At 50.3% G+C, this 20555-nt stretch carries 22 protein-coding genes; 14 read left to right on the plus strand and 8 right to left on the minus strand.

Annotated elements, in window-relative coordinates; genetic code table 11:
• Window positions 1-182: 182 nt before the first annotated feature.
• Entirely contained in the window at window positions 183-722 is a 540-nt protein-coding gene (locus ABLV08_RS04235) for a DUF3251 domain-containing protein (RefSeq protein ID WP_015367995.1), read from the minus strand.
• A gap of 147 nt (window positions 723-869) precedes the next feature.
• Here ABLV08_RS04235 and nrdR point away from each other — a divergent pair, with 147 nt between their 5' ends.
• The 6 genes from nrdR (at window position 870) to pgpA (ending at window position 4967) form a co-directional block, all read left to right on the plus strand.
• Window positions 870-1319, plus strand: a complete 450-nt coding sequence (nrdR, locus tag ABLV08_RS04240; RefSeq protein WP_002890417.1) for a transcriptional regulator NrdR — start codon at window positions 870-872, stop codon at window positions 1317-1319.
• Between the two features lie 3 nt (window positions 1320-1322).
• Window positions 1323-2426: a bifunctional diaminohydroxyphosphoribosylaminopyrimidine deaminase/5-amino-6-(5-phosphoribosylamino)uracil reductase RibD gene (gene ribD, locus ABLV08_RS04245; RefSeq protein ID WP_015704561.1), complete on the plus strand. Its 1104-nt coding sequence runs from the start codon at window positions 1323-1325 to the stop codon at window positions 2424-2426.
• Between the two features lie 86 nt (window positions 2427-2512).
• A complete protein-coding gene (gene ribE / locus ABLV08_RS04250) occupies window positions 2513-2983 on the plus strand; it encodes a 6,7-dimethyl-8-ribityllumazine synthase (protein ID WP_001021161.1) in 471 nt (156 codons plus the stop codon).
• Window positions 2984-3003: 20 nt separating this feature from the next.
• Window positions 3004-3423: a transcription antitermination factor NusB gene (nusB, locus tag ABLV08_RS04255; RefSeq protein ID WP_063443369.1), complete on the plus strand. Its 420-nt coding sequence runs from the start codon at window positions 3004-3006 to the stop codon at window positions 3421-3423.
• Window positions 3424-3496: 73 nt separating this feature from the next.
• Window positions 3497-4474: a thiamine-phosphate kinase gene (thiL, locus tag ABLV08_RS04260; RefSeq protein WP_032713972.1), complete on the plus strand. Its 978-nt coding sequence runs from the start codon at window positions 3497-3499 to the stop codon at window positions 4472-4474.
• Window positions 4455-4967 carry a phosphatidylglycerophosphatase A gene (pgpA, locus tag ABLV08_RS04265; RefSeq protein ID WP_257393917.1) on the plus strand — a complete coding sequence of 171 codons (513 nt, stop codon included), beginning with the start codon at window positions 4455-4457 and terminating at the stop codon, window positions 4965-4967. The genes thiL and pgpA overlap by 20 nt, the downstream gene beginning before the upstream one ends.
• 38 nt (window positions 4968-5005) lie before the next feature.
• Here the strand turns inward: pgpA and ABLV08_RS04270 are convergent, their stop codons facing one another.
• The 4 genes from ABLV08_RS04270 to xseB are packed head-to-tail and all read right to left on the minus strand — an operon-like array spanning window position 5006 to window position 9063.
• Complete coding sequence (locus ABLV08_RS04270; RefSeq protein WP_047056093.1) at window positions 5006-5980, minus strand: aldo/keto reductase; 975 nt, start codon at window positions 5978-5980, stop codon at window positions 5006-5008.
• Window positions 5981-6039: 59 nt separating this feature from the next.
• Entirely contained in the window at window positions 6040-7902 is a 1863-nt protein-coding gene (gene dxs, locus ABLV08_RS04275; RefSeq protein WP_015367989.1) for a 1-deoxy-D-xylulose-5-phosphate synthase, read from the minus strand.
• Between the two features lie 18 nt (window positions 7903-7920).
• On the minus strand, window positions 7921-8820 hold the full coding sequence (ispA, locus tag ABLV08_RS04280) for a (2E,6E)-farnesyl diphosphate synthase (RefSeq protein WP_015367988.1): 900 nt from the start codon (window positions 8818-8820) through the stop codon (window positions 7921-7923).
• Window positions 8821-9063 (minus strand): exodeoxyribonuclease VII small subunit, encoded by a 243-nt coding sequence (xseB, locus tag ABLV08_RS04285; protein WP_015367987.1) that lies wholly within the window; start codon window positions 9061-9063, stop codon window positions 8821-8823.
• 234 nt (window positions 9064-9297) lie between these two features.
• On the opposite strand from xseB, the gene thiI reads away from it, so the two are divergent.
• The gene (gene thiI / locus ABLV08_RS04290; RefSeq protein WP_015367986.1) at window positions 9298-10746 is read left to right on the plus strand and encodes a tRNA uracil 4-sulfurtransferase ThiI; all 1449 of its coding nucleotides are present in this window, start codon (window positions 9298-9300) and stop codon (window positions 10744-10746) included.
• A 56-nt stretch (window positions 10747-10802) separates the two neighbouring features.
• Here thiI and ABLV08_RS04295 read toward each other — a convergent pair whose 3' ends face one another.
• The 3 genes from ABLV08_RS04295 to panE are packed head-to-tail and all read right to left on the minus strand — an operon-like array spanning window position 10803 to window position 12797.
• Window positions 10803-11279, minus strand: coding sequence for an SRPBCC family protein (locus ABLV08_RS04295; RefSeq protein ID WP_015367985.1), 477 nt, complete (start codon window positions 11277-11279; stop codon window positions 10803-10805).
• 50 nt (window positions 11280-11329) lie between these two features.
• Complete coding sequence (yajL, locus tag ABLV08_RS04300) at window positions 11330-11923, minus strand: protein deglycase YajL (RefSeq protein WP_015367984.1); 594 nt, start codon at window positions 11921-11923, stop codon at window positions 11330-11332.
• The gene (gene panE, locus ABLV08_RS04305; protein WP_015704565.1) at window positions 11886-12797 is read right to left on the minus strand and encodes a 2-dehydropantoate 2-reductase; all 912 of its coding nucleotides are present in this window, start codon (window positions 12795-12797) and stop codon (window positions 11886-11888) included. Before panE ends, yajL begins: the two co-directional genes overlap by 38 nt.
• Before the next feature lie 138 nt (window positions 12798-12935).
• Here panE and ABLV08_RS04310 point away from each other — a divergent pair, with 138 nt between their 5' ends.
• The 7 genes from ABLV08_RS04310 (at window position 12936) to ABLV08_RS04340 (ending at window position 20531) form a co-directional block, all read left to right on the plus strand.
• On the plus strand, window positions 12936-13427 hold the full coding sequence (locus ABLV08_RS04310; protein ID WP_015367982.1) for a YajQ family cyclic di-GMP-binding protein: 492 nt from the start codon (window positions 12936-12938) through the stop codon (window positions 13425-13427).
• A gap of 686 nt (window positions 13428-14113) precedes the next feature.
• The gene (locus ABLV08_RS04315; protein WP_348855598.1) at window positions 14114-16813 is read left to right on the plus strand and encodes a filamentous hemagglutinin N-terminal domain-containing protein; all 2700 of its coding nucleotides are present in this window, start codon (window positions 14114-14116) and stop codon (window positions 16811-16813) included.
• A gap of 58 nt (window positions 16814-16871) precedes the next feature.
• Window positions 16872-18518 (plus strand): ShlB/FhaC/HecB family hemolysin secretion/activation protein, encoded by a 1647-nt coding sequence (locus tag ABLV08_RS04320; protein WP_348855599.1) that lies wholly within the window; start codon window positions 16872-16874, stop codon window positions 18516-18518.
• 18 nt (window positions 18519-18536) lie between these two features.
• The gene (gene acpS / locus ABLV08_RS04325) at window positions 18537-18905 is read left to right on the plus strand and encodes a holo-ACP synthase (RefSeq protein ID WP_045381043.1); all 369 of its coding nucleotides are present in this window, start codon (window positions 18537-18539) and stop codon (window positions 18903-18905) included.
• Between the two features lie 19 nt (window positions 18906-18924).
• Window positions 18925-19680, plus strand: coding sequence for an SDR family NAD(P)-dependent oxidoreductase (locus tag ABLV08_RS04330; protein ID WP_047056089.1), 756 nt, complete (start codon window positions 18925-18927; stop codon window positions 19678-19680).
• Window positions 19681-19683: 3 nt separating this feature from the next.
• Window positions 19684-20253, plus strand: a complete 570-nt coding sequence (locus tag ABLV08_RS04335) for a 3-hydroxyacyl-ACP dehydratase FabZ family protein (RefSeq protein WP_015704571.1) — start codon at window positions 19684-19686, stop codon at window positions 20251-20253.
• Window positions 20250-20531, plus strand: coding sequence for a phosphopantetheine-binding protein (locus tag ABLV08_RS04340; RefSeq protein ID WP_015704572.1), 282 nt, complete (start codon window positions 20250-20252; stop codon window positions 20529-20531). The genes ABLV08_RS04335 and ABLV08_RS04340 overlap by 4 nt, the downstream gene beginning before the upstream one ends.
• Window positions 20532-20555 lie beyond the last annotated feature (24 nt).

The raw sequence follows: 20555 nt of genomic DNA on the forward strand, positions 1-20555 counted from the left end.
TTGTTTCACATAACCAGAACATGCGTAATCGATTGCGTTCACGATTCTATGCATTTCTTGACAAAATGCTACTGAAAATCGCCTTCAGGAGCGATTTCTAATGAACTCTTATGAAAAGTTGTAAATGGATAACTTCGATAGATGAAAAGCGGGCGCCGGGCCGTTTTGCCCGGCGTGAGCGCTTACTGCGCGCTGGCGGGTTGGATATCGTGGATACGAATAAAGCCGACTTTATCAGGCGTCACATTCAGGCGCAGCGGGATATCCACATCGCTAGGCGCCAGGATGCTGGCCGGGGCGCTAATCAGCTGATCCTGGACGTTGACTTCCTGATAGCTGTGGGTGGTGCCGGTAATCTGTCCGGAAGCGACGGTCGCGGTGAAGGCCGGGAGCGGATCGTTAGACTCGCCCTGGATGCGTAAGGTCAGGCGCGAACCGTCGCCATCTGGCGTAATGCTACCCACTGACATGCGCAGGGTGCCGATCTGGCTCTCCAGCCGCGCGGGGGTTTTGGCCTCCGGCAGCAGATAAACGCCGCGGGTTGATTTAGCATTCAGTGCGTTTTGCTGGGTGATTTTTATCGTTTGCTGATTCAGTTGGGTCATCTCTTTGCTCAGCGTACTGACGCTCTCGTTCATCTGACGAACTTCGCTTTGCTGGGCGCAGGCGGTAAGGGTGAACAGGCTGCCGATGATAGCCAGTTGTAGGTAACGTCTTGTCATGGTCAGGATTCCGTTTACAGAGGATGATTAATGGTAGCTAAACTGAATTGACCTACCATAGATCCTTTGTCTCAAAAGCTCTTTCTTTGTAGTCCGCTGACTTCAGGGTAAACTATCCTTCAGATTAACTACCTGTCAGGACGCGCCATGCATTGCCCTTTCTGTTTCGCCGTGGATACCAAAGTCATCGATTCTCGCCTGGTCGGCGAAGGCTCCTCCGTGCGTCGTCGTCGGCAGTGTCTGGTCTGCAATGAACGCTTTACCACTTTTGAAGTGGCTGAGCTGGTAATGCCGCGGGTGGTAAAAAGCAACGACGTGCGCGAACCTTTCAACGAAGACAAGCTGCGTAGCGGGATGTTGAAAGCGCTTGAAAAGCGCCCGGTCAGCGCCGATGACGTCGAAATGGCGGTAAATCACATTAAAACCCATCTGCGCGGCACCGGTGAGCGTGAAGTCGCGAGTAAAATGATCGGTAATCTGGTGATGGAGCAACTGAAGAAGCTCGATAAGGTCGCCTATATTCGCTTCGCTTCCGTCTATCGCAGTTTCGAAGATATTAAAGAGTTCGGCGAAGAAATCGCCCGTTTACAGGACTAAGCCATGCAGGACGAAATGTACATGGCGCGAGCGCTGAAGCTTGCCGCGCGCGGACGCTTTACTACCCATCCTAATCCCAACGTCGGCTGTGTGATTGTAAAAGACGGCGAGATCGTCGGCGAGGGCTTCCACTATCGGGCCGGCGAGCCGCACGCCGAAGTGCACGCGCTGCGTATGGCCGGCGATAAAGCCAAAGGCGCGACCGCCTACGTCACCCTGGAGCCCTGTAGCCACCATGGTCGCACGCCGCCGTGCTGCGACGCGCTGATCGCCGCAGGCGTGGCTCGCGTGGTAGCGGCAATGCAGGACCCGAATCCACAGGTGGCCGGTCGCGGCCTGTACCGCCTGCAGCAGGCCGGCATTGACGTCAGCCATGGGCTGATGATGAATGAAGCGGAAGCGCTGAATAAAGGTTTTCTCAAGCGGATGCGCACCGGTTTTCCGTGGATCCAGCTGAAGATGGGCGCTTCGCTTGATGGCCGTACGGCGATGGCCAGCGGTGAAAGTCAGTGGATCACCTCGCCACAGGCGCGACGCGACGTGCAGCGCCTGCGCGCGCAGAGCCACGCTATTCTCACCAGCAGCGCGACCGTGCTGGCGGACGATCCGGCGCTGACCGTGCGCTGGCAGGAGCTGAGCGCCGATACGCAGGCGCTCTATCCGCAGGAGAACCTGCGTCAGCCGCTGCGTATCGTCATCGATAGCCAAAACCGCGTCACGCCGGAGCATCGAATTATCCAGCAGCAAGGTGAAACCCTGTTCGCTCGCACCCATGCCGATGAACGTGCCTGGCCTGACAACGTGCGTACCCTGCTGGTGCCGGAGCATAACGGCCATCTCGACCTCGTGCTGCTAATGATGCAGCTCGGTAAACAGCAGGTGAACAGCATTTGGGTGGAAGCGGGGCCGACGCTGGCCGGCGCTTTGCTACAGGCCGGGCTAGTGGATGAGCTTATCGTCTATATTGCGCCTAAACTGTTAGGCAGTGACGCGCGCGGTTTATGCGCGCTGCCGGGGCTTGAGAAACTGAGCCAGGCCCCCCATTTCAAATTCAACGAGATACGTCAGGTCGGGCCCGATGTCTGCCTGCATTTAACGACTGCGTGATGTATTCCTAATATTAGGAAGCAGCGCCCAGAATATTATGATAAAATCCGCCCCCCTTGCGGGGCACATGAACCCGAAGGAAGAGTATGAACATTATTGAAGCTAACGTTGCTACCCCGGACGCTCGCGTCGCCATCACCATTGCGCGTTTCAACAACTTTATCAATGACAGCCTGCTGGAAGGCGCGATTGACGCCCTCAAGCGCATTGGTCAGGTAAAAGATGAAAACATCACCGTTGTTTGGGTTCCAGGCGCGTATGAGCTGCCGCTGGCGGCTGGCGCACTGGCAAAAACCGGTAAATATGACGCGGTAATCGCGCTGGGTACGGTGATTCGCGGCGGTACCGCCCACTTTGAATATGTGGCTGGCGGTGCAAGCAATGGCCTGGCGCACGTCGCTCAGGACAGTGAAATCCCGGTAGCCTTCGGTGTTCTGACGACTGAAAGTATTGAACAAGCCATCGAACGCGCTGGCACCAAAGCCGGTAACAAAGGCGCAGAAGCCGCGCTGACCGCGCTGGAAATGATTAACGTATTGAAAGCCATCAAGGCCTGATTTTTTGTAAGGGGAATTCCGTGAAACCTGCTGCTCGTCGCCGCGCCCGTGAGTGTGCCGTCCAGGCGCTCTACTCCTGGCAGTTGTCCCAGAACGACATCGCTGATGTTGAATACCAGTTCCTGGCGGAACAGGATGTAAAAGATGTAGACATTCTGTATTTCCGTGAACTGCTGTCCGGAGTGGCGACTAACAGCGCGTATCTCGACGGTCTGATGAAGCCATACCTGTCACGTCAGTTGGAAGAGCTGGGTCAGGTAGAAAAAGCGGTACTGCGTATTGCGCTGTTTGAGCTGTCGAAGCGTGACGACGTGCCGTACAAAGTGGCTATCAACGAAGCTATCGAGCTGGCGAAAACCTTCGGCGCTGAAGATAGCCACAAGTTCGTCAACGGCGTGCTGGATAAAGCGGCCCCGGTAATCCGTCCCCGCAAAAAGTAAACTGCAGGCCGGGCTTTGCAGGATCTGATCCTGCGAACCCGGCCTTATTCTTTTCTTTGCTGAGGCATAACGTATGGCATGCGGCGAATTTTCCCTGATTGCCCGTTATTTTGATCGCGTTAAAAGCGCCCGCCTTGATGTTGAAACCGGCATCGGCGATGACTGCGCGCTCCTGAATATCCCCGAGAAAAAAACGCTGGCAATCAGCACCGACACCCTGGTGGCGGGCAACCACTTTTTAGCCGACATCGACCCTGCCGACCTGGCGTATAAAGCGCTGGCGGTGAACCTGAGCGATTTGGCGGCGATGGGGGCGGAACCAGCATGGTTGACGCTGGCCCTCACTTTGCCGGAAGCAGACGAAGCGTGGCTTGAAGCCTTTAGCGACAGTCTGTTTGTCCAGCTTAACTATTACGATATGCAGCTGATCGGCGGCGACACCACCCGTGGGCCGCTGTCGATGACGCTGGGTATCCACGGCTTTGTGCCGCCGGGCCGCGCGATGAAGCGTTCCGGGGCAAGGCCTGGCGACTGGATTTATGTCACCGGCACGCCCGGTGATAGCGCCGCCGGGCTGGCGCTTTTACAGGACCGGCTAACGGTTGATTCGCCAGCGGATGCCGATTATCTGCTGGCGCGCCATTTGCGTCCAATGCCCCGCGTGCTGCAGGGGCAGGCGCTGCGCGATCTGGCTAATTCAGCGATCGATCTCTCTGACGGCCTTATCTCTGACCTTGGTCATATTCTCAAGGCCAGCGCCTGCGGAGCGCGTATCGATCTCGATGCGATGCCGTATTCCGATGCCATGCTGCGCCAGGTTGATCCTGAACAGGCGCTACGCTGGGCGCTCGCCGGCGGCGAAGATTATGAACTGTGCTTTACCGTTCCCGAGCTGAACCGCGGGGCGCTGGATGTCGCGATTGGTCAGCTTGGTGCACGCTTTACCTGTATCGGCCAGATCGTGCCGGAAGCGGATGGACTGCAGTTTACCCGTGAGGGTAAGCCGATTAAATTGGATTTAAAGGGGTACGATCATTTTGGCACGCAGTAGAGACGAGGCGAAAAGCCGCCTCAATATGCGCAATCCCTGGCATCTGCTGGCGACCGGGTTCGGCAGTGGGCTGAGCCCGGTGGTGCCGGGAACGATGGGGTCTCTGGCGGCGATTCCGTTCTGGTATCTGATGACCTTTCTCCCCTGGCAGCTCTATTCGCTGGTGGTGATGATGAGCATCTGTATCGGCGTCTATCTTTGTCACCGTACGGCTAAAGATATGGGCACACATGACCACGGCAGCATCGTTTGGGATGAGTTTGTCGGGATGTGGATCACTTTGATGGCGTTACCGACGATGGACTGGCAGTGGGTGGCCGCCGGTTTCGTTATTTTCCGCATTTTTGATATGTGGAAGCCGTGGCCAATTCGTTGGTTCGACCGCAACATCCATGGTGGAATGGGGATCATGGTCGACGATATCGTCGCCGGGGTGATCTCCGCCGGCGTACTGTATCTGATTGGCCACCACTGGCCGATAGGTCTGCTCTAAATCTGCACTCCGGCGCGGCCGGGGTTTAAATTGCGGCGTTACTTGAAGCCGACGATTGGGTGGGGCCGATAGGGCGCCTCCAGCTTGTCGATTTGTTCTGGCGTCAGGGTTAAATCGACGGCATGCAGGAGCTCATCCAGCTGTTCCTGCCGCGAGGCGCCAATAATCGGCGCAGCCACGCCGGGCTTGCTTAATAGCCAGGCCAGCGCCACCTGCGCGCGGTTGGCATCTAATTCTTCAGCCACCTCCTCCAGCTTCTGTGCTATCTGCTCATCATTGGCGTCGGTGGCGCTATACAGCGATTTGCCGAATTCATCGGAGACGAGACGCGCGGTCGTTTCTCCCCATGGTCGTGTTAGTCGGCCGCGTGCCAGCGGGCTCCACGGCATGACCGCAATCCCTTTGCGCTGGCAGAGCGGCAGCATCTCGTTTTCTTCTTCGCGATAAATCAGGTTGTAGTGATCCTGCATGGTGACGAAGCGTGGCCAATTGTTCTGTTCCTGCAGGGCGAGCGCCTGGGCGAACTGGCGGGCATGCATTGATGATGCGCCGATATAGCGCGCTTTCCCGGCGCGTACGACGTCGCTGAGCGCCTCCAGCGTCTCTTCGATGGGCGTGGAGTAATCCCAGCGGTGGATCTGCAACAGGTCGACGTAGTCCATTCCCAGGCGACGCAGGCTATCGTCAATGGATCGCATGATTTGCGCGCGAGACAGCCCCTGCGGCAGATCGCCGACCTGATGATAAACTTTGGTGGCGACGATCACCGAATCGCGGCGAGCATACTCCCGCAGCGCGCGGCCGAGGATCTCTTCGCTGCTGCCGTCGGAGTAGTTGTTCGAGGTATCGAAGAAATTAATTCCGCCTTCCAGCGCACGTTTAATCAGCGGACGGCTACTCTCTTCTGGCAGCGTCCAGGCATGATTGCCGCGGTCAGGTTCGCCGAAGGTCATGCAGCCGAGACAGAGTCGGGAAACGCGAAGATGGGTATCGCCAAGAGGAATGTAGTGCATAAGACGCTCCTGCTACTTTAAAAGGTATCCTTTAAGCATAGCAGGAGCGGTATGGGTAATTATGCCAACCAGTCGCGGATTTTGGCTTCGATACCGGCGGCATCCAGGCCGAGGTCGGCGCGAACTTCTTCCTGAGTCCCCTGCGGGATAAAGAAGTCCGGCAGACCGATATTCAGCACCGGCACCGCGCGACGGTGGGCCATCAACAGCTCGTTTACGCCGCTGCCAGCGCCGCCCATGATAGCGTTCTCTTCAAGGGTGACCAGCACTTCGTGATCGGCGGCAAGCTGCAGGATCAGCGCCTCATCAAGCGGTTTCACAAAACGCATATCGACCAGCGTCGCATTGAGTTTTTCCGCAACCTGAGCGGCTTCCGGCAGTAAAGTCCCGAAGTTAAGGATCGCCAGCTTCTCGCCGTTTCTTTTCACCACGCCTTTCCCGAGCGGCAGCGGCGCCAGTGGTTCCAGTTCCGCGCCGGTACCTGTGCCGCGCGGATAGCGTACCGCACTAGGGCCATCGTTATAGTGGTATCCGGTGTAGAGCATCTGGCGACATTCATTTTCGTCGCTCGGGGTCATGATCACCATTTCCGGAATGCAGCGCAGGAAGGAGAGATCGAACGCTCCCTGGTGGGTCTGACCGTCGGCGCCGACGATGCCCGCACGATCGATTGCAAACAGCACCGGCAGCTTTTGAATGGCGACGTCATGGATCACCTGATCGTAAGCGCGCTGCAGGAAGGTGGAATAGATCGCCACGATCGGCTTATAGCCGCCAATCGCCATCCCGGCGGCAAAGGTCACCGCGTGCTGTTCGGCAATCGCAACATCGAAATAGCGATCGGGGAATTTTTTCGAGAACTCGACCATCCCGGACCCTTCACGCATCGCCGGGGTGACGGCCATCAGTTTGTCGTCTTTGGCCGCGGTTTCGCACAGCCAGTCGCCAAAGATTTTCGAATAGGAAGGCAGGCCGCCGCTGCTTTTCGGCAGCACGCCGCTGGTGTGATCGAATTTCGGTACCGCGTGGAAGGTGATGGGATCTTTTTCCGCCGGTTCATATCCACGGCCTTTTTTGGTCATGATATGCAGGAACTGCGGCCCTTTCAGGTCGCGCATATTTTTCAGCGTATTGACCAGACCCAGCACATCGTGGCCATCTACCGGGCCGATGTAGTTAAAGCCCATCTCTTCAAACAGCGTGCCGGGCACCACCATACCTTTAATATGCTCTTCGGTACGTTTAAGCAGTTCTTTAATCGGCGGTACGCCGGAGAAGACTTTTTTGCCGCCTTCACGCAGCGAGGAATACAGCTTGCCGGACAGCAGCTGCGCCAGGTGATTATTCAGCGCCCCGACGTTTTCTGAAATCGACATTTCATTGTCGTTCAGCACGACCAGCATGTCTGGTTTGATATCGCCCGCGTGGTTCATCGCCTCAAAAGCCATCCCGGCGGTGATAGCCCCATCGCCGATGACGCAAACGGTGCGCCGCTGTTTGCCTTCTTTTTCGGCGGCAATAGCGACCCCAATACCCGCGGAGATAGAGGTAGAAGAGTGGCCAACGCTCAGTACGTCATATTCGCTTTCGCCGCGCCACGGGAACGGATGCAGGCCGCCTTTCTGGCGGATAGTGCCGATTTTGTCGCGGCGGCCGGTGAGAATTTTGTGCGGGTAAGCCTGGTGGCCGACATCCCAAATTAAGCGGTCGAACGGCGTATTGTAGACATAGTGCAGCGCCACGGTCAGTTCAACCGTGCCAAGGCCAGAGGCAAAATGGCCGCTTGAGCGGCTCACGCTGTCCAGAAGATAGCGGCGCAGCTCATCGCAAAGCTTGGGCAGGCTATCTTTTGGCAGCAGGCGCAACTCCTGGGTGGAATCTACCAGCGCCAGGGTTGGGTATTTGGCAATATCAAAACTCATCAGAGACTCATTTATTGTTTATTTATCGCGCTGAATAATGTAATTCGCGAGCGCTTCCAGTGCCGTGGTATCCAGCGATTGCGCAGCCAGTTCATCTAAAGCCTGGCGGGCGTCGGCAATCAGATCGCGCGCTTTCTGCTGGGCTTGCTCAAGACCCAAAAGCGCCGGATAGGTACTTTTGCCTAACTGTTGGTCGGCACCCTGACGTTTGCCAAGAGTCGCAGTATCACCTACCACATCCAGAATGTCATCCTGCACCTGGAAGGCGAGACCGATATTCTCCGCAAAGCGATCGAGTGCTGGCAGCGCCTGACGGCCACGCTCGCCGGCGCTCAGCGCGCCAAGACGAACCGCCGCGCGAATAAGCGCTCCGGTCTTATGGCGGTGAATTCGCTCCAGCGCCTGTAGATCGACCTGTTTGCCTTCCGCCTCGAGATCCAACGCCTGACCGCCGCACATTCCGGCGACGCCGCTGGCCTGGGCCAGTTCGGAAACCATCGCCAGACGGTCGCGATCCGGTACTTCCGGCATCGGCGTATCACTCAGTATAGAAAATGCCAGCGTTTGCAGGGCGTCACCGGCAAGAATAGCGTTCGCTTCGCCAAACTTGATGTGGCACGTGGGTTGACCGCGGCGCAGATCGTCGTCGTCCATCGCCGGCAGATCGTCATGCATCAGCGAGTAGGCATGAATGCATTCGACGGCAGCGGCTGGGGCATCCAGTGTGGAACGACTAACGCCGAACATCTCGCCGGTGGCGTAAACCAGGAAAGGGCGCAGGCGTTTGCCGCCTAATAATGCGCCATAGTGCATGGCTTCAACCAGCGGAGTGTTCTGAAATGGCAGCGGAGAGATAAAACGGCGCAGCGCGTCATTGGCCTGGGTGACACAGGTCTGTAATTGTTGCGGGAAGTCCATTTATTCAGCGTCCGGCGTAAAGGGAGTCAACGGCGCATCTTCGCTATCGGCCAGCAGGATTTGGACACGCTGCTCGGCCTGTTGCAGTTTCGTCTGGCCCTGGCGCGCGAGCTGCACGCCGCGTTCAAATTCGCTGAGCGCTTCTTCCAGCGGTAGTGAGCCGCTTTCCAGACGATTAACGATCTGCTCGAGTTCGCCTAAAGCGCTCTCAAAGCTGGCCGGGGCCTCATTTTTCTTTGGCATAGTGAATATAGACTCTTGTTATGTCTCGATGGCTATCAGTATGGTAACGGAGTCGGGCGGTTAAGCAAACTCGCGGCATTCACCCTACGGATACATTTTTGCGAAAATGCGCAATGCCAGGCGAAAAGCGAACAATGATGGTATACTCCGCGCCCTGGATGCAGACGCTGTATCGCGCCTGTACAACTTTTTTGCTTAAAGCCCCGTCGGGCTTGCCAACGAACTATTGTCGCCATGAAGTTTATCATTAAATTGTTCCCGGAAATCACCATCAAAAGCCAATCTGTGCGGTTGCGCTTTATTAAAATCTTAACCGGGAACATTCGTAACGTTCTCAAAAACTATGATGAGACGCTCGCCGTCGTTCGTCATTGGGATCATATCGAAGTTCGCGCGAAAGACGAAAACCAGCGGCCGGTTATTCGCGATGCGCTGACCCGTATCCCTGGCATTCATCATATTCTGGAAGTGGAGGACGTACCTTTCACTTCTCTGCATAACATTTTTGAACAGACGCTACCGCTGTGGCGTGAACAGCTCGAAGGCAAAAGCTTCTGCGTGCGTGTGAAGCGCCGTGGTAAACATGAATTCACCTCAATTGAGGTTGAGCGCTACGTTGGCGGCGGCCTGAACCAGCATATCGAATCGGCGCGCGTGAAGCTCACCGATCCGGACGTGACGGTTAACCTGGAAATCGAAAACGATCGTCTGTTGCTGGTGAAAGGGCGCTATGAAGGTATTGGCGGCTTCCCCATTGGTACTCAGGAAGATGTGCTGTCGCTTATTTCCGGCGGCTTCGACTCCGGCGTCTCCAGCTATATGCTGATGCGTCGCGGCTGCCGCGTACACTACTGCTTCTTCAACCTCGGCGGCGCCGCGCATGAAATTGGCGTTCGTCAGGTGGCGCACTATTTGTGGAACCGCTTCGGCAGCTCCCATCGCGTTCGCTTCGTGGCAATCAATTTCGAGCCGGTGGTTGGTGAAATCCTTGAGAAAGTCGAGGATGGCCAGATGGGCGTGGTGCTCAAACGTATGATGGTGCGTGCAGCATCGAAAGTCGCTGAGCGTTATGGCGTGCAGGCACTGGTGACCGGCGAAGCCTTGGGCCAGGTATCCAGCCAGACTCTGACTAACCTGCGTCTTATCGATAATGTCTCCGACACGCTGATCCTGCGCCCGCTGATTTCTCACGATAAAGAACACATTATCAATCTTGCGCGCGAAATCGGCACTGAAGATTTTGCCCGCACCATGCCGGAATACTGCGGCGTTATCTCGAAGAGCCCAACCATAAAAGCGGTAAAAGCGAAGATCGAAGCGGAAGAAGAAAACTTCGATTTTAGCATTCTGGATAAAGTGGTTGAGGAAGCGAATAACATCGACATTCGCGACATCGCTCAGCAAACGCAGCAGGACGTGGTGGAAGTCGAAACCGTCAGCGGCTTCAGCGCGAACGACGTGATTCTCGATATTCGTTCTGTCGATGAGCAGGATGATAAGCCATTGAAAGTGGAAGGCGTCGATGTTGTTTCGCTGCCGTTCTATAAACTGAGCACCCAATTTGGCAACCTCGATCAGAGCAAAACCTGGCTGTTGTGGTGTGAGCGCGGCGTAATGAGCCGTCTGCAGGCGCTGTACCTGCGTGAGCAGGGCTTTACTAACGTGAAAGTGTATCGCCCGTAATTCACCTGTACTGATGAAAAAGCCTTCCCTTAGGGAAGGCTTTTTTACATCTGGGTTTAGCGTAGCGTCATCGCCAGGGCATTCAACTGATCGATAACGATATTCCAGCCTTCAAAAAATCCCATCTTTTCGTGTTGCTCACGGGTTTCATCATCTGCATGCAGTACCGTTGCCGTATAGCGACAGCCGTCGTTTTCATCCGCAAAGGTGATAATAGCCGTCATGGCAAATGGGGAAACGGCAGGGCGAAAGTCTGCGGTCAGCATTGAGGTCATGACTAATTTTTGCTGCGGAATGACTTCAAGAAAGCAGCCGGGATTATCGCTACGTTCACCGTCAGGGCCGTGCATCACGGTGTGAAAAGCCCCTCCGGGACGCAAATCAAAGGCCAGAACGTCGGTATACCATGGCTTAGGACACCACCAGGTTTTGAGTAAAGCCGGGTCGGCCCACGCGCGCCAGAGGGCTGTCGTGGGGGCGCTGAGTAGGCGGCTGATGACGAGGTCACGAGAATCGGTTGCGCTACGGGACATGCTACGGCTCCTCAAGAAGGGGGGAACCAGCCCGCTGCGCGGACCGGCTATCAGGATTCGTAGTAATTATAGATGCCAGCAGCCATGACCAACTGCGAAGCCACTTCGTATGCTTTTTCGCGACCGACCAGCAGGTCAATCATTTTTAGCGCGAAATCAATAGAGGTTCCCGGACCCTGACTGGTTAACAGATTAACCCTTGGGTCCCAGACGACGCGCTTATCCTGCCACTGTTCGGCGGGGATTTGCTCTTTTAGCGCCGGGAAACCGGTAATGTTGCCGATAGGAAACAGATTATGCGGCACCAGAACGGTCGCTGGCGCGGCGCAGATAGCCGCCACGATGCGCCCGGATAAATGAAATTGTCTCACGGTTTCTACCAGCAAAGGGCTGTCGCGAAAGCACTCGGCGCCTTTAATACCGCCAGGTAAAACAATGATATCAAAATCGCCATCAGCGACTTCGACCAGCGGCGCATCCGCAAGTAGCTTCACGCCGCGCGAGCAAACGATGGTCAGATTGCCATCACTGGCGACGCTGGCGGTAGTCACTTTCACGCCGCCGCGCGCTAATAAATCGATAGTGGTGACCGCTTCGGTCTCTTCACTACCAGGGGCGAGGCAAATCAGTGCCGACGCGCTCATAAGTATTCTCCTTCCGCTTTACCTGTTCAAATAAACGGGCATTTTCTGGCACTGACAGACCGTGGGCCCGGGCGCGATTCAGCAGAAAACCGGTGATGTAGTCGATTTCCGTATGCCGCTGCGCGCGAATATCCTGCAACATCGATGAGATATTATCTGCTGTACTTTCAATTACCTGATTTACATACAATAACAGGTTTTCCGCAGATGTATGAATGCCTTCACGTTGCATTACCGCTGCGACTTCATGACAGATTGCGCCGATCTCTTGCGGAAAATCTCGCAGATCGCCGTTTCTACAATCTTTCAGCGCAGTCAGGGGATTAATCACACAGTTGACGGCCAGCTTACTCCAAAGAGCAGGGTGAATATTGTCGTGCCAGGCGACATCCGGCAGGACGTTTTGCAGAATGTCGGCGAGGCCGCTGTAATCTTCGCTATAGCTTTTGGCTGGTCCAATATGAGTTGTTCCCTGCGCGACGTGAATGATGACGTTGCCATCGCGGCGGGCGGCATGAGTGGTGGACGCCAGCAGCAGTGGGTGTTTAACGCTTTTTAATTCATCAAGGGTGCCCATGCCGTTATGAATGAGCAAGATAGGCGCAGAAGCCGGTAAGATAGCAGCCAGATTTCTCACTGCCTGGGAAACCTGCCATGCCTTTAGCGTCACCAGTAGTAAATCGCTGGTGGCGAGAAAATCAGGATCGTTAGCGGTCATTGATTCGTTGAAATTACTACCGTCAGTCTCAATGAGATTAACGCTACAAAATGGTTGCGGGACGCGTAACCAGCCCTGAACCTCATGTCCGTTTTTATACAGCGCGGTTAACCATAGTTGCCCCAATGCACCGCATCCCAGTACGGTTACTTTCATTATTCCTCCTCACCTGCGACTTCCCAGGCGCTTGTAGCTAAAGTATAGCGTTATCAGCTAAGCTTCCGGGATAACAAGTTGAGTTATGCCGCGTTGTGGGTATTATGCAACGCAAAAGAAACGGAAGGAGAGGAAAAGATGCCATCTTTCGATATTGTCTCTGAAGTCGATCTTCAGGAAGCGCGTAATGCGGTCGAAAACGCAAGCCGCGAAGTCGAGTCACGATTTGATTTTCGTAATGTTGAAGCCACCTTTGAGCTGAACGAAACCAGTAAAACCATCAAGGTGCTGAGCGAGTCTGATTTCCAGGTCAATCAGCTGTTGGATATCCTGCGTGCAAAGCTACTCAAGCGCGGTATTGAAGGAAGCTCGCTTGACGTGCCGGAAAACTTCGTACACAGCGGAAAAACCTGGTTTGTTGAAGCTAAGCTGAAGCAGGGTATTGAGAGCGCAATACAGAAGAAAATCGTTAAACTGATTAAAGACAGCAAGCTAAAAGTACAGACGCAGATTCAGGGCGAAGAAATTCGCGTCACTGGCAAATCCCGTGACGATCTGCAGTCGGTTATGGCGTTGGTTCGCGGCGGCGATCTTGGCCAGCCATTCCAGTTCAAGAATTTCCGCGATTAATAAGCAAAGCCCGATGGCGCAACGCCATTCGGGCATAATGTCGATGTCGATGCCGGAGAAGGCTTAAGCCGCTCTCCGGCAAATTCAGCGCTCTCCACCCTCTCTTCTCTGACCTGCGTCACCCTTTACGATGCGTTTCACATTGCTTTTTCACTACCTACAGCTGGCTGGCATTACTATTTTTAATCAAATTGTAATTCATAAATATGAATTCATATAAACGTGAGGAAATTACGCGATCAATAATCGATAAGGGCGGAGAGGCGTACATTGTTGATCTTAATCATGAAGTGAAGGAAGTTGATTATGCAGGTAAATAATTCACTTTTTATTCATTGTGTTAATCGGGGAAACTGTAACGGAATAAGGATATGGCGTGAAGTATGTCATTATTTATCACACAGCGCTCAAATACTGGACTTCGCGTGTGGTCAATATATGGATTACCGGCGCTTAAAAAAGTAATTAGTCTTCATGCATGGGCAAAGGATGTCTCATATTTTGTATGAATTTAATCAGCTTTCTTTGTTCCAGATGTGTATAAGCGGTCGCAATGTATTTATATAATTTGCTGAGTAGAGCCGAATATAACGTTTGATGGGTTTACGTGCTTTTCACAGGGATTTGTACGCATAACGCGTGCTTAAAATAGTCAGAAGAGAATGCACCTGTACAGGGCATTCCTTTTGGCTGCACTCAATCAATACTATCTTAGAAAGGTTCATATGAAATATCACGAAAATAAAAAAAAGTCCGTTAAATTAAACCCGATTGCGGCATCATTATTACTGTTGATGCCTGTAATGGCGCAAGCGGAAATTTCGATTAAAAATGGCAGCGTTACTGAAGCCTCCAATGGGGTGCCGGTTGTTAATATCGCGAAAGCGAACAGTAATGGCCTTTCACATAACGTATATGACACGCTGAATGTTGGCACCGAAGGCGTTATTTTTAATAACGCGACCAGCGCAGCACAGTCCGTGCTGGCAGGGCAGATTGCGGCTAACCCAAATCTTACCGACCGCAGCGCCATGGTTATTCTTAACGAAGTGACTTCAACGAATGCCAGTACCATTAATGGCATGATGGAAGTTGCAGGTGATTCCGCTCACTTAATCATTGCCAACCCTAATGGCATCACGACTCAGGGTGGTGGGTTCATCAATGCTGAAAAAGGGACATTGACGACTGGTACGCCAAAGATAGGTGACGATGGGCTATTAAATGGCTATTCCGTAAATGGTGGAACGATTACTGTAAATGGATTTCAGAGCGAATCGCCGACCGAAATTCTGGCGCGTAGTATCGTTGTGAAGGGAGCGCTTTCTGCAAGTGAGCTTAAGATCGTCGCGGGGAGTAATGCGATCAACGCCGACGGTGTGGTCACCGACTCCGTTACGCCAACCGGTAACGCAAGTACCTATGGCGTGGATGTTTCTAAGCTCGGTGGTATGTATGCGAATAAAATTAGCCTGGTCAGCACCGAAAGTGGCGTAGGTGTACGTAACCTGGGGACGATTTCTGCCGGGGATAGCGGTATTAAGATTACCAGTAACGGTAAACTGCTTAACAACAACGCGGTTATACAATCCAGTGGCGATATCACCTTAAACACCAATGGTGTTCTGGAAAATAGTGCAGGAAAAATCAACAGCGATAAAATGATTGCTATTGATACTGCGGGCAATAAAGTAAGTAATATCAATGGTGGTAACATATTAGCAACCACTAACAACTACATTAATAGCGGTAAGTTCGATAATAGCAATGGGAAACTGGCTGCTGGCCAAACGCTGGCTGTCAATACCAGTGGCAATACTTTTACCAATACTGGTAAAGCTAAAACCGCGGGTATTGAGGCGGGTATCGTTGCTATCGAATCAGGTAGTTTTGATAATAACAACGGTCAGATTCATGCTGGCTATGTTGGCCTGAAAAATACATCATTAACCAATAATGGCGGTACTATTGATTCAACAGGCAATGTCGAAGTTGAAAGTACTGGAAACATTGAAAACGTAAGTGGCTTGATTCGCTCCAGTTCTGGTGCTGTAAAATTAACGACAACTAAAGCAGTAAAAAATAATGACAACAAATCGGCCGATACCACGGGCGGTGAATCCTTGGGTATCGTCTCAGGTAATGGCATCGAGATTGCTGCTGACTACTTATTCAACTGGGCTGGCGAAATTGCCTCAGATGGTGATGTGAGTATCCAAACCACCAGTGATATTGATAACTATATGGGTAAAATTGAAAGCAGTAAGACTGTTTCAATTACTGGTCGCGACATGAATACCAGCCAATCCGGTATTAACGGCGGAGAAGGTGTAAATATCGATCTCGATAATTACTACAGTCGATTGGGAGTGATAACTTCAGTAAACGGTGATGTTACTATCAAAGCCAACACCGTTAGCACAGACAGTTCAGTCATTAAAGCTAAAAATATCAGTATCGAGTCCGGAGCTGATATCGATGCTAAATATACTATGATGGTTGCTGATCAAAAACTAGCGCTTAATGCGGTTGGTAAAATCACCAGTACTGACAGTGACAAATTTGGTTTCTACGTGGGGCAATACTTCGGCTACGGGAATCAGCAAGGCGGTCTAATTGGCGGTGAAGGGGTTGATATTACGGCTAAGAGTCTGAATAACGAATCTGGCCGTATTATTGCGCAAACCGGTGATGTAAATATTAATCTGACTGGCGATCTCGCAAGTAACAAAGGGCAAATTATTGCTAATTCCGGAAAAATGACGATTGCTGCGAAGAAAGTTGCTGCTGATTACGCAACAATTTATAGTTCAGGCAATATGCAGATTGATGCAACTACGATATCATCAAAAGCAAGTGGCTCTGTTGCCAAAAATACCGCTACCGGTATCATCTCTTCAGATAGTGATATTTTAATTAATATTACTGGTGACTACAATAACACTGGATGGGTGAATGCAGCAGGCAATCTGACAGTAAATACTTCCGGTTACGTGACAAATAATCACGCCTTTAATGCAGGTGGTGATTTAAATCTGACTGGCAAAACTATTACTAATAACAGCGATATTGCATCTGGTAATACACTTAATATCACCACTGCTAATGATTTAACTAATAATCTCGGCGCGAATATTACAGCTAAGACTACTAATGTCACCGCTAAAAATATCTCGAACTGGTCTAACCTGGTTGCTGATAGTCAGTTAAATGTCACTGCAAGTAATAATATTTACAACTACGGTAATTTGTATACCAGCGGTAAGGCTGTTATCAATGCCAAGAAAATAGTCAATACTGGTTTCTGGGCTGTATTAGGCGGCGCTCAAGGACTTGAGACTACTGCCAATGTTGTAAATGTATTTGGTACCGTTGTAGGTAAATAACTTAGGTTGAAGGTAAAAGCGGTAAGGGATTACTGCTTTTACCTGATTAGGGTATGAAATGGATATTCGCAATATAGTAATTATTAGCCTGGTATTGTTGATTGCTGGCCCTGCAGTAGCGGCTGATGCTCAGTTAGGGCGGCTTGTAAAAGAGCAGCAAAACAATGATAACGCTGCTTTCAAAGACCGAAAAATAGAACAAAAGGATGTGTTCTCCGATGCTATCGCAAAAAAAGAAACCGATAGCACATTCCCGTTGGAAAATCCGTGTTTTCAAATTGATGAATTAGTACTTAGTAATGATTTTTTAGACGACCGCGGATTAAATAAAATAAAAAAAATGGTTGCTGGAAAATGCTTAGGAATGAATGGGTTGAAAAAAGCGGCTGTGCTTTTTCAAGATTACTATATAAATGCAGGCTATATAACAACGAGGGTGGAAATTCCATCTCAAGATCTCTTGACTAAAAAATTAAAGTTAGCAGTGATACCTGGAAGGATTTCTGAGATTATCATTGTTGATAACGATATAAGTAAGTGGGTTTTGCCATTTTCACAAGGTGATATTCTCAATATTAGGGATGTTGAGCAGGGTTTGGAAAATATACAGAGAACACCTGAGGTTGATGTTAAAATTAACATAGTGCCAGGCCCTGAAAATGGCACGAGCAATCTGGTAATTAATACACAACGAAAAAAAATATGGAGTGCCAGAACTTCGTATAATAACTATGGTGATGACAGCACAGGAAACCAACTTATTGGTGGAGTGGGGTATTTATATAATATCACTAGCTTGAGCGATGTTTTTTATCTTGCGGGAACAGGTAGCCAAACCGGGGGTTATAAAAATGCTAGTGCCTATTATAGTGTGCCTTTTGGTTACACCGATCTCAGTCTTTTTTATAGTAAAAGTAAATCAACTCAGGGTATTGATCTTGGTGCATATACTTTTGACTATGTAGGTGAGACGGAATATTTCAGTCTCAAAAGTAATCGTATGCTTTACCGCAATGTGAACTCTAAATTGTCTGCGAGTGCCGAACTGATCAGACGGAAGTATGACTATACATTGGGAGGCACAGAGCTAGTTTTGCAAAAGCGTGATATGGGCAACATACGGTTAGGCTTAAATTATAAAAGAAACTTTACCGGAGCTGCGCTGGATTCAACGTTAACCTGGCAGCGGTTTACTAAGGCTTTTGGCGGTACTGATACACCAGACATGCGTACAGGGACCGTTAGTAAGCGAAGTCAGATTTTGAATCTGAATGTGAACTATGTGAAATGGTTAACTATGTTACCCGTTAACGCCTATTACGAACTGAATATTGGGGCTCAGTATTCACCAGATAATTTGACGTTGCAGGATCAATTCACAATAGGCGATCGCTGGAGTGTGCGTGGTTTTCAAAATAGTGATGGTATTTATGGTAATAAAGGGTTCTTCTTACAAAACACGCTAAATGTGGTTGCTGGATATAATGGTTTCGTCCCCTATATTGGCACGGATTATGGTCAAATAATTGGTAAGCTACCTTCGCAGGATCTTAACGGTAAGAAAATAATAGGGGGAGTTTTCGGTATAAAAGGGGCTGTTAAAGCGCTGGAATATGATGCTTCATTATCTTCACCCTTTCTATATCCGGATGATCTGGATGTAGACAGCTATAAGATTAACTTTAATCTTGCTTACCAAATTTAATCTCCATGGAAGGATATTATGCGTATTGGTACTGATATAGTCGAAGTAGCCCGGATCGAAAAAGCTATAACCAATGAAAAATCAGGTTTTCTCTCGAGAGTTTTTACAGCTAATGAAATCAGAGATATTGGAATTATTGATTCTAATTATGAACGTGCGGCAGGTTTTTGGGCGGCGAAGGAGTCTTTGGTAAAAGCTGTTGGTTATGGATTTAGTCATGGCATTTGTTTTCATGATATTGAAGTCACGCATGACGAAAATGGAAAACCAGACTTTATAGTGTCAGGCAAGATCAAAGATATACTTAATGAACAATATATTATGAATATTTCACTAAGCATTTCGCATTGTCGAACTTATGCGATAGCCGCAACCATTATTTATTAAATTAAGGCACTCACTATAAATGTATAACTATAACGATCTAATAGGTAAGAAAGTGCTGGTTACTGGCGCCAGCGGCGACATAGGGCTTGCAATTTGTGGAAAGTTTCTCGAGCAAAAATGTACGGTTTATGCACTGTATAAGACGAATGCCGGGCCATTGCTTAGTCTGAAAGAAAATCACATCGCTGGTGAGCTGCTTCACATCTTACCTTGCGATCTTTCGAAGCAAGACGAAGTTATAGCGCTGTGCGAGCACTTGACCAGAGAAGCCGGGAGACTGGATGTACTGGTAAATAATACAGGGATTGTTAAAGATAGCCTCTTTGCATCAATGAGCTTTGATGATTTTTATTCGGTTATCAATACTAATCTCCTTAGTTTGTTCCGATTGACGAAAGAAGCACTAATGTTATTACGTTCAGCGGAAACACCCGCTGTAATTAATGTTGCGTCTGTGGCTGCTATTGTTCCAAGCGTCGGACAGGCCAACTATAGTGCATCAAAAGGGGCCATACTAAGCTTTACCCGTACGCTTGCGGCGGAACTGGCGCCACGGGGGGTACGTGTCAATGCGGTGGCGCCAGGGATGATTGAGTCTAAAATGGCGAAGAAGGTTCCACGCACTGTCGTTCGCGAAGTGACTAACTCTATTCCATTAAAAAGACTAGGAAGGTGCGACGAAGTAGCTGATGTCATCGTTTATTTAAGCTCTGCCGCATCAAGCTATATCATTGGGCAAACCATCGTGGTCGATGGTGGCATGGTAATGCGGTGATTTATGTCTAAGTATTCAATACCAGCTAAAATTTTTCTTGCCATGGGAGGGTGGCGTCAACCGCTTATCATGGTCGATAAAATAGTTGATTACAAATATGGAGAGAGTGGCTTCATTAAAGTTATTAAGCATGTAACTTACAATGACCCCTATCTTCTTGGGCATTTTCCAGAAGACCCGATTATGCCTGGAGCCATTATCTCTGAGATATTTGGTCAGGCAAGTGAATATTATTCATTTCTGACTGACATTTGTGATATTTATCAACAACGCTATGGTGAAAATCTTAGTTCATTACGTGACCTCTACGCTCTTATCAGACATCCAGATATGCTGAGTACGATACGTACTCGGCGAGCCCAGGTCCGAGGCGTATTAGCTTCACAGAATTTAAAATTTAAAGGGACAGCTTACCCCGGAGATACGATTGAAGTAGTAAGCAAACTTTCGTTTTCTGATGATAGTGGTTTTAAGCATTATTCAGTTACAGCTAACGTAGGGAAAAAGATTATTAGCCAGGGTGTAATTATTAATTTTAGAGAAGTTACTAAATTACAAGGAGAGCAGGCATGACCAATATCAATGACGAAATCGAAAAAAGAAAAAATATAATTGTTAAAATTAAAGCCGAGATTATCCAGCGTCTGAATGTTCAGCGTGAACCTCATCAAATTGATGATGATACGCCATTGTTTGGAAACGGTTTGAAACTGGATTCTGTTGATGCAACAGAGATTATCGTTATGCTTGATAAAATCTTCGATATTCAGGTTTCTGAGGGTGATGATCCATCTTATATGCGAAGTGTAAATAATCTGGCATCTTTTATTTTAAAGAAGAAGTCTTTCTAAGCTGATTATAATGTATAAAAGGAC

Origin of the sequence: Klebsiella sp. CN_Kp088 (assembly GCF_040064335.1) — a bacterium.
Taxonomy (GTDB): domain Bacteria; phylum Pseudomonadota; class Gammaproteobacteria; order Enterobacterales; family Enterobacteriaceae; genus Klebsiella; species Klebsiella aerogenes.